This is a genomic window from Paenibacillus baimaensis (assembly GCF_025567575.1).
Map to the genome: position 1 here is coordinate 87120 of NZ_JAOQIO010000125.1, position 15290 is coordinate 102409.

General features: G+C 47.7%; 11 protein-coding genes. 7 read left to right on the top strand and 4 right to left on the bottom strand.

Annotation, left to right across the window (positions count from 1 at the left end):
- Positions 1–43: 43 nt before the first annotated feature.
- The 3 genes from OB236_RS39140 (at position 44) to OB236_RS39150 (ending at position 4007) form a co-directional block, all read left to right on the top strand.
- Positions 44–2377, top strand: a complete 2334-nt coding sequence (locus tag OB236_RS39140) for a histidine kinase (protein ID WP_262688909.1) — start codon at positions 44–46, stop codon at positions 2375–2377.
- Positions 2378–2490: 113 nt separating this feature from the next.
- On the top strand, positions 2491–3672 hold the full coding sequence (locus OB236_RS39145; protein ID WP_262688910.1) for a MalY/PatB family protein: 1182 nt from the start codon (positions 2491–2493) through the stop codon (positions 3670–3672).
- 92 nt (positions 3673–3764) lie between these two features.
- The gene (locus tag OB236_RS39150) at positions 3765–4007 is read left to right on the top strand and encodes a hypothetical protein (RefSeq protein ID WP_262688911.1); all 243 of its coding nucleotides are present in this window, start codon (positions 3765–3767) and stop codon (positions 4005–4007) included.
- 34 nt (positions 4008–4041) lie between these two features.
- Here OB236_RS39150 and OB236_RS39155 read toward each other — a convergent pair whose 3' ends face one another.
- From OB236_RS39155 to OB236_RS39165, 3 genes are all read right to left on the bottom strand, one after another.
- A complete protein-coding gene (locus tag OB236_RS39155; RefSeq protein ID WP_262689082.1) occupies positions 4042–4827 on the bottom strand; it encodes a carbohydrate ABC transporter permease in 786 nt (261 codons plus the stop codon).
- Positions 4828–4893: 66 nt separating this feature from the next.
- Entirely contained in the window at positions 4894–5838 is a 945-nt protein-coding gene (locus OB236_RS39160) for a carbohydrate ABC transporter permease (RefSeq protein ID WP_262688913.1), read from the bottom strand.
- A 28-nt stretch (positions 5839–5866) separates the two neighbouring features.
- The gene (locus tag OB236_RS39165) at positions 5867–7237 is read right to left on the bottom strand and encodes an ABC transporter substrate-binding protein (protein WP_262688915.1); all 1371 of its coding nucleotides are present in this window, start codon (positions 7235–7237) and stop codon (positions 5867–5869) included.
- A gap of 259 nt (positions 7238–7496) precedes the next feature.
- Here OB236_RS39165 and OB236_RS39170 point away from each other — a divergent pair, with 259 nt between their 5' ends.
- From OB236_RS39170 to OB236_RS39180, 3 genes are all read left to right on the top strand, one after another.
- Complete coding sequence (locus tag OB236_RS39170) at positions 7497–9296, top strand: sensor histidine kinase (RefSeq protein ID WP_262688917.1); 1800 nt, start codon at positions 7497–7499, stop codon at positions 9294–9296.
- The gene (locus OB236_RS39175) at positions 9277–10875 is read left to right on the top strand and encodes a response regulator (protein WP_262688918.1); all 1599 of its coding nucleotides are present in this window, start codon (positions 9277–9279) and stop codon (positions 10873–10875) included. The genes OB236_RS39170 and OB236_RS39175 overlap by 20 nt, the downstream gene beginning before the upstream one ends.
- A 201-nt stretch (positions 10876–11076) precedes the next feature.
- Positions 11077–13506 carry a sialidase family protein gene (locus tag OB236_RS39180; RefSeq protein ID WP_262688920.1) on the top strand — a complete coding sequence of 810 codons (2430 nt, stop codon included), beginning with the start codon at positions 11077–11079 and terminating at the stop codon, positions 13504–13506.
- A gap of 137 nt (positions 13507–13643) precedes the next feature.
- Here the strand turns inward: OB236_RS39180 and OB236_RS39185 are convergent, their stop codons facing one another.
- The gene (locus OB236_RS39185) at positions 13644–14363 is read right to left on the bottom strand and encodes a 3-ketoacyl-ACP reductase (protein WP_262688921.1); all 720 of its coding nucleotides are present in this window, start codon (positions 14361–14363) and stop codon (positions 13644–13646) included.
- A gap of 167 nt (positions 14364–14530) precedes the next feature.
- Here OB236_RS39185 and OB236_RS39190 point away from each other — a divergent pair, with 167 nt between their 5' ends.
- Complete coding sequence (locus OB236_RS39190) at positions 14531–15280, top strand: SDR family NAD(P)-dependent oxidoreductase (protein WP_262688922.1); 750 nt, start codon at positions 14531–14533, stop codon at positions 15278–15280.
- The last annotated feature ends 10 nt before the right edge of the window (positions 15281–15290 follow it).

A 15290-nucleotide genomic window follows, 5' to 3' on the forward strand; every position in this document is an offset into this window, starting at 1 on the left:
TGGACACATATAAACGATCGAATCAATGTGCATGGAGGCGTTCATGGAAAATTTTAAACGCAAAACACCAGAGGAGATTTTGTTATCGATTTCCAAGCTGCATAGAGGTCGATTAAAGGTATATATTGGTGCGGTCAGCGGTTCGGGGAAAACGTATCATATGCTGCGTGAAGGTCAGCATTTGAAAAATCAGGGTATCGACGTGGTAATATGTGCCGTGTCCACCATGCAGCGTCCCGAAACGGTCGAGCAGATCGGAGATTTGGAACGGGTTCCAAGCATACATTGGATGAAAGAAAATGTTGAAAAAAAAGACTTGAACCTGGATGCACTCATTAAACGTAATCCCGAAGTGGTATTGGTAGATGGTTTGGCTCATCGCAATCGCAAGGATGCCCAGTACGCCACACGTATGGAAGATATTCGATTCTTAATCAACCACGGGATTAGCGTGATCTCAACAGTCAACGTATACGAGCTGGAAGGGGTTACGGAATTAGCCAGGAAATTAACGGGAGTGGAAGCCCAGGAAACCGTACCTGCAGATACACTGGAAATTGCCGATGAAGTTGTACTGATCGATGCCACGCCGGAAACCTTGTTAAATCGGGCAGCGGAGGGGCACCTGCATTTTGGCAAAGGATCTGCTTTATTCAAGAGAGGTAATCTGGCTGTGCTGCGGGAATTGTCTTTGCGATTAATGGCTGAGGGTGTAAATGAATCCCTGGATAAGCATAGAGATGAGTTAGGTTTGATAGGTCCCTCTGGTGCAACAGAGCGTATTCTCGTATCAGCGCAGTACCATTGGAATGGATCGATCTACGTACGAAGAGGCCAGCAAATCGCCAAACGTCTGAATGGCGACTTGCGAGTGGTTACTTTTGTCAATCCTCAAAAAGAGCTGTCCAAGGTGGAAGCGACCTTCAAGCGGTCCATCGTCAAATTGGTTAAAAAGGTAGGCGGAGAGTTCGACGAGCTTCCGCTTTGTGCCCGTCGTGCCCTGCCCAAGGTTCTTGTTAAGTACGCTCTGGATCATAACGTAACCCGAATTGTTCTCGGTCATTCCAAGCAATCACGCTGGGTGGAGTTCTGGCAAGGCTCTATCGTCCACGATATGTTGAAGCAAACGAGAAATATCGACATCTTCATGGTAGCAGATCGCGCGGAGCATGAAGGGGAGCGAATTCTGCCTGCCAGGCTATCGAAACCTAAGGAAGAGGAAGAGTGGTTTCGCCGCTTGAGTTCTCAGGAGGTTGAACGCAAAATTATGCAGATCAAACGCGGAACATTTAAAGTGTATATAGGCGCTGCGCCAGGCGTGGGCAAAACGTACACCATGCTGCGTGATGGCAACGATCTCGATAAAAAAGGAATTCAGGTGCTGATTGGTCTGCTGGAAACACACGGTCGCAAGGAAACGGCAGCACAGATCGGCGCACTGGAGCTGATTCCACGTAAGGTTATGGATTACCGGGGAACTCGTCTGGAGGAAATGGATGCAGAAGAAGTGATCCGGCGTAATCCGGATGTGGTTCTTGTCGATGAATTGGCACATACGAATGTACCGGGAAGTAAAAATAAGAAAAGGTACGAGGATGTGCTTGATATTTTGGCGGCAGGGATCTCCGTCATTTCAACCGTCAACGTGCAGCATCTGGAAAGCCTGAATGATGCTATAGAACAAATTACGGGAGTCCGTGTCAGGGAGACGGTTCCAGATCATATTCTGAGACTTGCTGACGAGGTTCAACTGATCGATGTAGCTCCGCAATCGCTGCAGCAGCGGATGAGAGAAGGCAAAATCTATGCGATGGAAAAGGTGGATCAAGCCATTAACAATTTTTTTAAAACCGTTAACCTGATTGCCTTGAGGGAGCTGGCCTTGCGAGAAATCGCGGATGATGTGGATGAACGTCTGGAATCCTGGGAGAGAAGCAATTCTCTGCGTGGTCCTTGGCGCAGACAGGAGGTTATTTACGTATGTATTGATGCCACCCCACAGGCAGAGCGCTTGATACGTCGAGGCTTTCGAATTGCCCATAGATTGAAAGCGGCCTGGTATGTCACCTATGTGCAAATCTCGTCCACAGATGAATTACTGGAGCGCGTTGAGGCGCTAAGGAAGCTGACAAGCCGCTTGGGTGGAACCTTTGAAACGCTGAAGGCTGAGCATCGCAAGCAAATACCCGAGGCTTTGGTAAGTAAGGCAAATGTCTACAAAACCACGCAGATCATTATGGGACAGTCAAGGCTATCGATCTGGAAGGAGCTGTGGCAAGGCTCGATAGTGAAAAATCTGCTTCGCCGCGCAAGGCATATGGATGTGCTGGTAGTTGCGGATTGCGAGATCGATACCAGAATTCTTAACAAAGCATAGAAGCTGTAGTCCATAGGTAAAGCTTCGTTTATCGGGATGTTCAAGAAATGTTGTTATACAGGGCTCGCCACTAATGGTATAATTTTAAAAAATCGATAATGAGGTGACCTTGTTTGGCTTACAATTTTGATCAATTAAACGATAGACGGAATACTCGCTCATATAAATGGGATCAAGGCGGCAAGCTGTTCGGGGAACCGGATATTCTCCCGCTATGGGTAGCTGATATGGACTTTTTGGCTCCTCCTGCCATACAGGAGGTACTGAAGCAGCGTGCCGAGCTGGGTATTTATGGATATGCAATCCGCACGGACAGTTATTTGGAATCGATTGTAAACTGGTTTAAACGCCGTCATAATTGGGATATTGAGACCAACTGGATAACGGATTCACCAAGTATCGTGACCTCGCTAAGTCTGGCAGTGGAATTGTTCAGCGAGCCAGGTGGACAGGTAGTCATCCAATCTCCTGTGTATTACCCTTTCTACGATGTGATTCAAAGCAATGGACGTGTTGTTGCCAAAAACTCGCTGCTTCTGCAAAATGGGCGCTTCGAGATGGATTATGAGCATTTGGAGTCATTGTTCAAGGGAGGCGCCAAATTGCTGCTGCTGTGCAGCCCTCACAATCCGGGAGGACGTGTGTGGGAGCGTGAAGAGCTGCTCAAGCTGGGAGAGCTTTGCCTGCAGTATGGGGTAATCGTCGTCTCCGATGAGATTCATTGTGACCTGACCTTCCCGGGACACCCTCACATACCGTTCGCATCGTTGTCTCCTGAGCTGGCCGACATCACGATTACGTGCCTGGCTGCTACCAAAACGTTTAATTTGCCAGGACTGCACACATCCTTTATCGTGACCTCTAACACCAGCCTCAAACGGACAATCGATCAGCGTCTCAAAACACTCAGCCTGCATATGGCGCAGCATTTTGCACAGGATGCCGTTGAGGTTGCCTATAATGAAGGCGAAGCTTGGCTCGATGAAATGATGGTCTATGTCAAAGGAAACCTGGATTACACACTTGGCTTTTTGGCTGAGCATTTACCGGAAGTAAAGCCGTTATATCCGGAGGGTACCTACTTATTGTGGATGGATTGCCGGGAGCTTGGAATGGACATAAAAGGGCTTAAGGACTTGATGTTCCGTCAGGCAAAAGTGGCATTTAGCGAAGGATCCGTATTTGGGACCGAGGGAGAAGGCTGGCTGCGTATCAATCTGGCTTGCCCAAGATCGATTGTGGAGCAGGCGCTTAGGCAGTTCTGCGATGCTGCAAACAGCAGTAAGCGCGGATAAGCAAGGTGAAGCAGATTCAAAAAGCGGAAAGACACAAATAATCGTAGAGCAGCCACAAGTGGGCTGCTCTTTTTAAAAGGTGGTCACAAATTATGGTCGAGTGCCCTCATTGCTCTCAACAAACGGAGTTTAAGCGACTTTGCTCTCATTGTGGTGGAATTGTCATCCACACAACGGAAGAAAAATTTAATCTGATGGCTGATTCCGTTCAGAAAGTGCTTCAAGTAGAAGCTACCAAAAGGAAAAATAAAAAGTCAGTAAGAAACCTTGTATATATCGTGATCATCTTGGCCGTATTAACGTTGATTATGGGCTATGTGGCGTTACGGATGTAACGGTATCTAACAGGTATCTACAAGATATCGTCGGCTATCCCTTAACACTTCCGGCTGTCATGCCTTCAATCAGGAACCTCTGGATCAAAGCAAAGATCAGGATGATCGGCAATATCACGATGACACCGCTTGCCATCAGTCCGCCCCAATTCGTGGAGCCCATGCTTTCCATCAGCTCAGCGATCCCGACCTGAACCGTCTTGGCTGAAATCGAGTTGGTCAAAATCAATGCGTACTGGTAATCGTTCCAGCCAAGAATGAACGCATACAGGCTGATGGCTACAAGTCCTGGCAGCGCGAGAGGAATGATCACGGTGAATAGTGTTCGCAGCTTTCCGGCCCCGTCCATGTAGGCAGCTTCCTCCAGCTCGATAGGGATCGTTTTGAAAAAGCCGCTCATGATCCAAACCCCAACCGGGATCGTCAATGTACCATAGATAAGCACCAGAATCGATTTCGTGTTTAATAGAGAAAAGGCGGAAGCCATCTTATACCATGGAATCATGATAAGCGGACCCTGGATCATTTGCGCCAGTACGATTAGAATAACGACGAGTCCGATACCGGGAACCTTATACCTCGCCAGTCCATAACCGCTGATGCAAGCAATAAAGCCGGTAATGAAGGCAGTAATGGCACAGACAATGATGGAATTCATAAGCAGTCTGGTTAGCTGCAGGCCCTTATCGTTCAGCGCCCACAGGTAATGCGACCACGTAGGCTCCTGTATCCACCATGTGGGGATGGTCGCGAACATTTCGGTATCTTTTTTGAACGTCGTATCGATCAGCCAGAAAAAGGGCAGCAGAGTAAAAGCCATCAATAGCAGCAGCCAGATGTATTTGGATATGTGGTGTACAGTGGATTCTTTCAGGTTCAGCCCCTCCTAGTCCATATTTCGGCCGAACAGCCGAGAATAAAGCATAACAATGATGATGACGAGCAGCATGGACAAGGATGCAATGGCTGAGCCTTTACCCAAATCAAAATATACAAAAGAGTTCGTATACAGGTAGGTCGGCAGTATGCTGGTGGCATATCCAGGTCCGCCGCCGGTCAGCGCCCAAATCATCTCGAATTTCGTCCAAGAGGACACAAGGCTGACCAGTCCGGTGACATACATGATCGGCTTGAGCAGTGGCAGTGTAATGCGGGTGAACCGCTGCCAGGCTGTAGCTCCATCCACATGGGCGGCCTCCAACATTTCCTTGGAAATTCCTGTAAGTCCTGAAATGAGCATCAGTGCGATGTAGGGGAATCCCTTCCAAGCAGAGGTGAGCAGAAGAGCGGGCCAAACCAGCGTATCGTGGCCGAGCCAGATGACATCGTCCTGGATCAGATGCAGACTTTTTAAATAATAATTGAATAACCCATAATGACCGTCATAAATCCATTTCCATACGATGCCGATAATGACCACAGGGGACACCCAAGGAACCATCATCAGCCCCCTCCATAAACCGCGCCCACGGATTTTGGAGAACAGAATCAAAGCAGCCGGGATGGCAATCAGAAATTGCAGTGCCGTAGAGCCGATCACCCATACGAGACTGTTAATGAAAATTCGCCAAAATGCTTTGTCATTGGTCAGTAATTCCTTGTAATTTCCGAAGCCTGCAAATGTCATCGGTTTGCCCGAAATCAGCGAGTAATCGTAGAAGCTCAGTCGGATCGTTTCAAACAACGGATAAAACTGAAAAGCGATCAGGTACAAGACTACAGGCGCTAGCAATACATAACCGAAGCCATGTGAGCGAACAAAAGATTTCCATCGGCCCCTACGGAAAATTTCCTGTGGAGCCGCTTCTCTAAATTCCAGTATTTTCGACATTTCTCTTCACATCCATTCCGTCCAAGCTCTATTTAAATTTATCCTTGATTTTATCAATGCCTTCCTTGATTCCTTTATAGGTTTCCTCTGTTGTGCTTTTACCGGTCAGCATCTTGACGATCTGCTCCTGAACGACGGTTTCCATCTCGCTTTGGCCGGGGATTTTATCCATCGGTACGCCGGACGTTGCCAGTAATTCGTTAAAATCCTTAAGCAGCACTTTGTGGCCCTCGATTGCTTTCGGGTAAGCCTTCTCTGCTTTTTTGACGATTTCGTCGAGGTTTGTGCTTTTTAAAGCGGTTACGTTAACGACAGCAGCCTGCGTGCTGTTATATTCCTGTGAGGACCACTCCTCCATCAGCTTCCAAGCCACATCTTTATTTTTGCTGCCCTTGAACATCGCGACACCTACGTTGGATACCGGAGCTTTGGCTTTCGTGCCGGAAGGACCCTTCGGATAAGCGATTGCCCGTGAAACCTTGACAATATCAGGATTGATGCTGTACACATTTGCCGTAAAATACGTTCCCGCTGCTATCATCCCGACCTCTCCATTACTGAAGGCGCGGAACATTTCAGGATAGCCCCAGGTGATATGTGATTTGGGCTGGTAAGCTTCGAGATTTTTGAAATGCTCCAGCGTCTCCAGATACTTTTTCTTACTCGCCTCGGTCGTATCGTTAAGCACCAGATCGTTGCTGTAAGCGGCGGTAAACGGAACGCGGAATGCAAAACGGGGCACACCGAGCGGGTAGCCAAAGCCGTATTTGCCATCCTTGGTCATCTGCTTGGCTGCTTTTTCCACATCTGCCCACGTTTTTAGCTCATCGAGCTTCATGCCAGCCTCATTCAGCATCTTCTCATTGACAACCAACGTGAAGGAGTTCGCGAGATTCGGAACCGCATACAGCTTGCCATCCTGCTGGGCATATTCCATTGTCCCAGGAAGGAAATCCTCCTTCTTCAGCTGCACGCCTTGCTTTTGAAAGTAAGGAGTGAGATCCTCTAATCCGCCAAGCTGCACGAGGTTCGTTACATCCTGAGTTTGTGTAATATCGGGACTATCTCCGGAGCTGATCATAACGGCCAGCTTTTTCTCCATATCCGTCCAGGACAAGTACATGTATTCGATGTTGACGTTCGGGTATTTCTCTTTCATTTTTGTCTTGAATTGCTCGGCCAGCTCTTTTTCCGCCTCGGAAGTACCTGGGAACACAAAGCGAATATCCGCTTTTACCGTTTTCCAATCGATGTCACTTGCCTGCGGCTTTGCTGTTTTATCGGTTGCTGCAGCAGGAGCCTTACTGTCCCCGCACCCCGTAAGTGCTAGTGTAAGCGCCAATGCGGCTGCACCTGTCCGGATCGATCCTCGGTTCCATTTGTTCAAATTCTGATTCATGGTTAACCCTCCCTGTGGTCATTCTCAATTTCTACACTGTCTATCTTATCTGCCTGAACGATCTGCAACAATGTGACAAAATAAAGGTTTGGTGGACTTTATAAAGGGAAAATCAACAATCGACGAATAATCCTTGAACACTAAAAGCACCTTCTGTTAGATTGAATGGAGAGAGACATCCGCCTGCTCAGCAGTAGGCTGCCATTTGGCATACACTCTTACCGTTTATAGTAAGTCGGTTTCAGGGAGGTATCCGGTTATGTTCATTTTCAAACGTCTGCAGGTCAAGCTGTTCGTGTATTTCTTGCTGCTCGTTTTGATCCCTTTAATTACATTGGGATACTTTTCCTATACAATGGCAACTCGTTTTCTGGAGGAAGAGTCCGTCCGTAATCAGTCACAAACGATGAAGCTGATCGGCAATAATATTAAGCTGATGCTGGATGATGCGGGGGATATCACTTCCTACATTACGAATAACGAAAGCTTGCAGTATGTCCTTGGCGACAAAGCGTCCCAATCGCTAACAGCAAAGGAAGGAGCCAGCTTTGATTATCTGGAAAACATCAAAATCGCCAAAAAATATGTGACCTTCCTCGTGATTTATGGTGAGAACGGTTTCCTGTACCGGGACTTCAGCGAATATTTTCGCCAGGTTATTCCCTATACCGAAGTGATGGATCAGCCCTTATATGTCGCAACCGCGGCCAGAGATGGGCGTGCCTACTGGACCTTTTCCGGTACTTCGCTTTTTACCTTTGGGCACAGCTACAATGAAATTATGGTAGGCCGCAAAATTGTCGACTCCTATGATCATGATAAAAGCTTGGGGATGCTGTTCATGGGCGTCAATCGTGATTCCATCGGAGAGATCATTAAAGATATCGAAATCGTCAATTCCGCGAACATTTTTATTTTTGACAATAATTATAACCTGGTTACAAGCAAACATGAGGATGCGGCTCTGAAAAAAAGACTGACCGACGATCTGAAGCTCAAAGAGAAGGTATTTCAAAAGGACCACTCCGAAAGCTACACGATCGGGGGCAAGGATTATTTTGTTTCCAGCACCATCATCGAGCCGTATGAATGGAATATTGTCAGCTTTATACCGCTAGAGGTGATTCATAAGCAGCACGGCATCCTGTTGAAGGTGACGCTACTGTTATCACTAACCTTGTTGGTAGTCGTCGGGCTGATTTCGGTCGTATTGTCCAAGAGTATCACGTCTCCTATCAAAATACTGTTGAAATCGATGAATAATTTTAAAAGAGGCGACTTCAAGCAAAAGGTTGCTGTAACCTCGCAGGATGAGATTGGCATGCTGAGCCACAAGTATAACGAGATGGTGATGGAAACGAATGAATTGATTCAGAAGGTGTATGTGAGTCAGACGCATCAAAAGATCATCGAGCTGAAAACCTTGCAAACCCAGATTGAGCCTCATTTTTTATATAATACCCTTGATTTTATTTTTCTTAATTCCAAAATCAATGGCGATGAGCAGACCGCAAGGGTTGTTCATTCACTTAGCGAGCTGTTCCGACTGTCATTGAACAAGGGGCATGATTACTATACGTTGGATCAGGAGATTAACCAGATCAAAGCCTATATCAGCATCCAGCATGCGCGATTTCCAAAACGGTTTACACCTAAATATGACATAGATCCTGAGGCAGGCTCATATTTGACGATGAAATTGCTGCTGCAGCCAATTGTGGAAAATGCGATTCTACACGCCTTCAACGAACGGAAAAACGAGCCGGGTGTGCTCATCATTTCGGGTCGCATTGTGAACCACCAGATTGTGATGGTTATCGAGGACAACGGCTGCGGTCTGAGTCCTGACAAGAAGGAGCAGTTGCTAAACGGTTCCGCCTCAGGCAAGCAGGGCTTTGGAATTCGGAATGTGAACGAACGGCTGCGGATGATGTTTGGTCCGGAGCATGAGCTTATGATTGACAGCAAGCCGCTCGTCGGAACTAAAGTGACACTGCGTCTTCCGATGATCGAGAGCGAGGAGCAATGGAGGTTATTGTATGAAAATCATGGTCATTGATGACGAAGAAATTGTGCCCCGGGCGCTTAGAGCGCTCATTAATTGGGAGGAGCATGGATTTGTCTGGCTTCCAGCAGCGGAGAATGGCAAAGAAGGCTTGGAATTTATACATAAGAATGAACCTGATTTGATACTGGTGGACTGTCAGATGCCGGGAATGGATGGTTTGCAGCTGCTGGAGGAAGTGGGTAAAAGAAACCTGCCGATCAAAGCCGTCATATTGAGCGGGCACGATGAATTTGCTTATGCACAAAAGGCGATTAAGCTCGGTGCGTCCGACTATTTATTGAAGCCGCCGGATATTGACCAGCTGTTAAAGGTTTTACTGCAAATTAAACGCGATTGGGAAGAGGAAAAGAAGCTCAAAAACCAGCTAAAGGAAAACTTGCCGCTCATCGTTTACCGGTTTATGCTATCGCTTCTGGAGGGAGCCAAAATTAACGCAGAATCTTTTGCGGAAAAATCGGCCTTTTTACAGATCGGGTTGAAGGAGGGGGCTTATGTATTGGCCGTGCTGGAGGTGGAGGAGGACCCCGATCATCCCAAGCCCTACAGCTATGAGGATCAGCAGCTGATGAATTTTGCTATTATCAATATTGCTGAAGAAACGTTAGCCTGCTGGAAGCACAAATTTATTTTTCATGAAGCCCATCAACGATTTGTTATTGTGATTAATGGTTCCACGAGCGATAAAGAACAGCTGCGAACAGACCTGCTTTTATTAGTCGGCAACCTGCGCAGGACGCTTCACTATTATGCTACCTTAGGCGTTTCCGGAATCGGTGCCAGCTTCAACATTGATGCCAAGGCCAGCTTTGAATCGGCCAAAACGGCGTTGGAGTACAAATATTATACAGGCCCTAATGAAGTTATTTGGCTCGATGATTTGGAGTGGGAGCATGCTGACGTTGTGGAGAAGTCGATTGCTTTTTACCCGATAGATGAGGACTTGCGTCTGGCTTTTAAAGTTGGCAACCCTGCGCAGCTGAGGAACTGGACGACTTCCTTTGTCACCCATCTGAAGGAACGCGATTATCCAGTTCAAGTGACCAAATCGATGACCCTGCAAAATATGAGCTCGGCCGCTCACGTGCTGGTTGAAATGCATCCGAGACTGACGGCAGACGAATTGCTGACCACCGATCAAATCTCGCGGTTTATTGAAGTAGCCTCTCTGGAGCAGCTGGAGGATGAAATCTGGCTGTATTTGGAGCGCTTGTTCACCATCACTGTGGACCTGAGAAAAGCGGGGAAAAATGCGGTTGTGGAGAAAACGAAACATTTTATAAGGGATAATTATCATTTAAGCATTACGCTGGAATCGATTGCGAAGGAAGTATACCTGTCACCCGTTTACTTGAGCTTTTTGTTTAAGCAGGTCGAGGGAGTGAATATGACGGATTATATTATGGAAGTACGGCTGGACCAGGCCAAACAGCTGCTGAAAGGCTCCAATTTAAAAACCTATGAGATTGCCATGAAAACCGGATATACCGATGAAAAATATTTTAGCCGTCTGTTCAAAAAACGTCTGGGCCTTACGCCAAGTGAATTTAGAAAGCAATCGGCAGCTCCTTGAGTAAGTCCACCAAATCTTGAGATCGTCTCATGTTGCCGCTTTTCCTCTCATGTTAATATAGAGTTGAAATTACGGGAGATGCCAGCGGCATCTCTCTTTCAGGCTCATGGAAAGGAGGATATATACTTAAAACTGTGAGAAGGAGGGATAGAAGACGGTTATTTGTAAGCGCTTAATAAATCATTAGAAGGAGATTATATAATGTCTATTCGTAAGAAAATACAAGACCTGTACGTGGTGCGCCTCCTCATACTCACACTTCTTGCTGGAGGCTTGCTGCTTGGCTTTGCCTCCGTCAGTGCTGCTGCCGGCTTTACCATTGAAGAGAAAACGATCTATACCAACAACGGACAAAACAACTTCTGGTGGACGCATCTGCGCTGCACACCGATACCGAATGGAGCTTCACCTGATATTCTTTGTACGGTATCCAAGGATCCGAATGAAAGTCCGAATTTAAGTGATGTGTTCTACGATATTGCCTATACCAAGAGCAGCGATCTGGGGGAAACGTGGAGTTCGTTCACAACCATTCCGCAGTACCAGTGGAAAGTGCTCCCTGACGGCTATTCCGGTATGCTGATTGATCCGGTTCCTGTCTACCATGCCCAATCCGGTAAGGTCATTGTATTCGGTATGGCCCAATCGTACGATGTCGCCCGTGGTTATGCCAAAAAGCACAATTATCCGGCATATGCTATCTATGATCCGGCGTCTTCGACCTGGAGCAGCGACTGGTATTTATTCAGTTGGCCTCAAGTATATGGGCATGCTGGCAGTGTTTATCCTTATATGACAGAGGATGGGTCCATATTGTGGCCGTTGAATTCGCTGGATGGGCTCGGGACGCTGCAGGTTGTCAAGGCTTCGTTTGATGGAAGCACGCTTCAATACGTGAGTCAAAGCGGTACGGTGGCCAATGTCGGGAGCAATGGCAACCGATCCGGTATCGAGCCTTCACTTACCCGGTTCAACAACGAATACTTTATGACCATCCGTGATGATACCCAGAACCGGCTGGCGAAAAGCAGCGATGGTTTGACCTGGCAGTCTGCCGTTACACTGAAGTGGGATGACGGAACGACAGTGACGGGAAGCAATAATACCCAGATGCATTGGCTCACACAGCCGGGTGCACTGTATCTGGTGTATACACGGCAGGACGCATCCAATTCCGATATTTTTCGTTATCGGGCCCCTCTATGGATGGCCGAGGTCGATCCAATCACACTTCGCCTTAAGAAAAGCACAGAACGAATTGCGATGGGGATCACGGGCAATCGAGCCCAGCTTGGCAATTTCGGAACCACCGCGATCACCCCCAAGCTTAGCCTGGTTACAAGCAATGAATGGAACACAGTCGTTCCGAATCGTGCGATAATTTCATTCATTCGCTGGGATCGTTCCTTACTGGGCAGTTGGCCGCTGGACGAGAACTCCGGGTCGATTGCTGGAGATGCCACAGGAAATGGGAACAACGGCACGATAGTTAATGCCGTATATAACACCAATGGCAAATTCGGGGGATCGCTCACCTTTGCTGGCAACGGTGATTATGTGAATCTGGGAGACCCTTCGAGCGGAGCCTTCGATTTTGGAACCACACAAAATTTCAGTGTCTCCGCATGGGTGAAAACCAACAGCAGCGGTGGGATTAAATATATAGTGAACAAAGGCGATACCAACTCTTCCTACTGGCTCAGGTTCGAGGCTAATAATACGATTAAGTTTCTGCTCGATTATGGCAGCACCTATGATGCAGCACAGTCGACGGCAACCTATACGGATGGGAAATGGCATCATGTTATCGGTACGGCGGATCGAATTGCCGGGCTTAAGCTGTATGTGGACGGGGTACTGGTTGGACAGGACAGCAGCCTGACTGGAGGGGATATTTCCAATGCGCTGCCGTTGACCATCGGTGCGAATTCGACGAACACCATGAACGGCCAGATTGATGAAGTGAAGCTGTTTGGATATGCGTTGACGAGTAAGGAGGTACAGGCCGTATATGGTTTGACAGCCCATTGGAAGCTGGATGAAGCTTCTGGTGCTGCTGCCCTTGATGCGACCGGCTATGGAAATGACGGGACCATCGTCAATGTGGTCCGCACCGCTAACGGTAAGTTCGGGGGCGCACTAAGCTTTGCCGGCAGTGGCGATTATGTCACGGTGAATGATCCGACCGATGGTAATCTCGACTTTGGAGCTACCCAGGATTTTTCTGTTTCGGCGTGGGTCAAGACAAGTGCAGCGGGCACAACAAAGTATATCATCAACAAGGGCGATACGAATCACGGCTACTGGTTAAGGTTCGAGGCAAATAACACGCTGCGGTTTTTGCTTGACTATGGCAGCACCGCTGATGCCGTACAGACTACTGCAACCTATACGGATGGACAATGGCATCACGTCGTGGGTGTTGCCAGCCGCAGCACTGGGCTTAAGCTGTATGTCGATGGTGTGTTGGCTGGAACGAACAACAGTCTGACGGGCGGAGACATCTCAAGCTCGCTTCCATTAACACTCGGGCATGCTGCAGCCAATACGATGAACGGCTTACTTGACGATGTGCGTATTTACAACTACACGTTAAGTGCTGCCGATATTCAGACTTTATATACTCCTTAGTCCCTTATGATTACAGAAGCCGCCTCCGGTTAGCCGTGGGGCTTCTTTAATGCGTGAAAAAAGAACCCGACTCCTTGTGTGAAGGAGAAGGGTTCTGCCAATGCAGTATGACCACACACAGTACATCCGTATGCAAGCTATTGCGGGTTGGTTGTCCAGATTCCAGCGGTCTTAATGAAGACGCGATCTGGCAATTTTAAAGTAACCAATACCAGCTCGGCGACATCCTCCGGCTGCATCATACGGTCCTCATCACCTATTTTCAATCCTGTATTGACAGCCAATTCTGTATTTACCGTGCTTGGAGTGAGAGCAGTTACACGAATATTGGATTTGCGAACCTCCTGCATCAAGGCTTCAGTCATTCCAAGAACGGCGAATTTGGAAGCGCAGTAAGCGGAGCCCGTTGCAAAGCCTCTTTCGCCGGCAGTTGAGGCGATATTGATAATGCTGCCGCTGCTTTGGCTGAGTAGAGCTGGCAGTACAGCACGGGTCATATAATAGGTACCCATCAGATTCGTTTGTATAATGCGCTCCCAGTGAGCGGGCTCCATATCAATCAGAGTACCGAATTGTGCGGTTCCCGCATTATTGATGAGGATATCTATGGAACCAAGCCTTGAGCTCAAGGCGGTAACAGCTTCATCAACCTCTGTCTGAATTGCGATATCGGCGGTTGCGATGAACACATCCACTCCGTAGGCTGTGGTCAATTCTTCCTGAAGGGTTTCCAGATCGGCACTGCTTCTGGCGATAATACCCAGATGAACGCCTTCTTTGGCTAATGCGATCGCTATCGCTTTTCCGATACCTTTTCCCGCCCCAGTAATCAGTGCTTTTTTATTGCGTAATTCCATATTGATCGCTCCTCATATCATTTGTTATCGTATTGCCGACATTAACATGGTATACCAAGGCCCAAACAAGGTCAACTTTCTGCCATTCGTGGAGAGTCTGAATCGGTGGCTGGTGTCCGGATCGGTTATAATAGTGCAGTAACCTATTCCTGAAAGGAGCATTTACCTTGAGCAAATTCGAGAATCAAGTGGTTGTGATTACGGGAGCGGGAGGTGGTATCGGAAGGGTACTTGCTGTGAGTTATGCAACTGAGAATGCCCAGGTCGTACTTATAGATAAGGATGAGCATAAGCTGGCGGAAACCAGTGAACTGCTGCGGCAATCGGGGTTCGAGCCTTATGCGATACAACTGGAGCTTAGTGACGGTAAGGCGATCGCCCCTGTTTTTCAGCAAATTGAAGCCAGATTTGGGCGTATTGATATTTTGATTAATAATGCAGGTCTTGGCATAACCAAATCACCCTATGAGCTGGACATGGATGAATGGGATTATGTGATGAATACGAATTTAAGAGGATGCTTTTTGTGTTCGAGAGAAGCGGCTAAGGTAATGAAGAAGCAGGGTAGAGGCTCGATTGTTCATATTTCCTCAACAAGGTCGACGATGTCGGAAGCGAATACTGAGGCTTATGCCGCATCCAAAGGTGGGATTGATGCATTAACGCATGCGCTTGCGGTTTCGTTGGGCCCTGACGGGATTCAGGTGAATGCGATTAATCCCGGATGGATCGAAACGGGTGACTACAGCAGTCTTCGCACGAAGGATCATGAACAGCATCCAGCGCAGCGTGTTGGAAAACCGCAGGATATTGCACGTGCCTGCCTGTACTTGACGGACCCTGAGAATGACTTTGTGACAGGCACGAATCTGACGGTAGACGGTGGTATGACCAAAAAGATGATTTACGTTCATTAACCGCTGATTT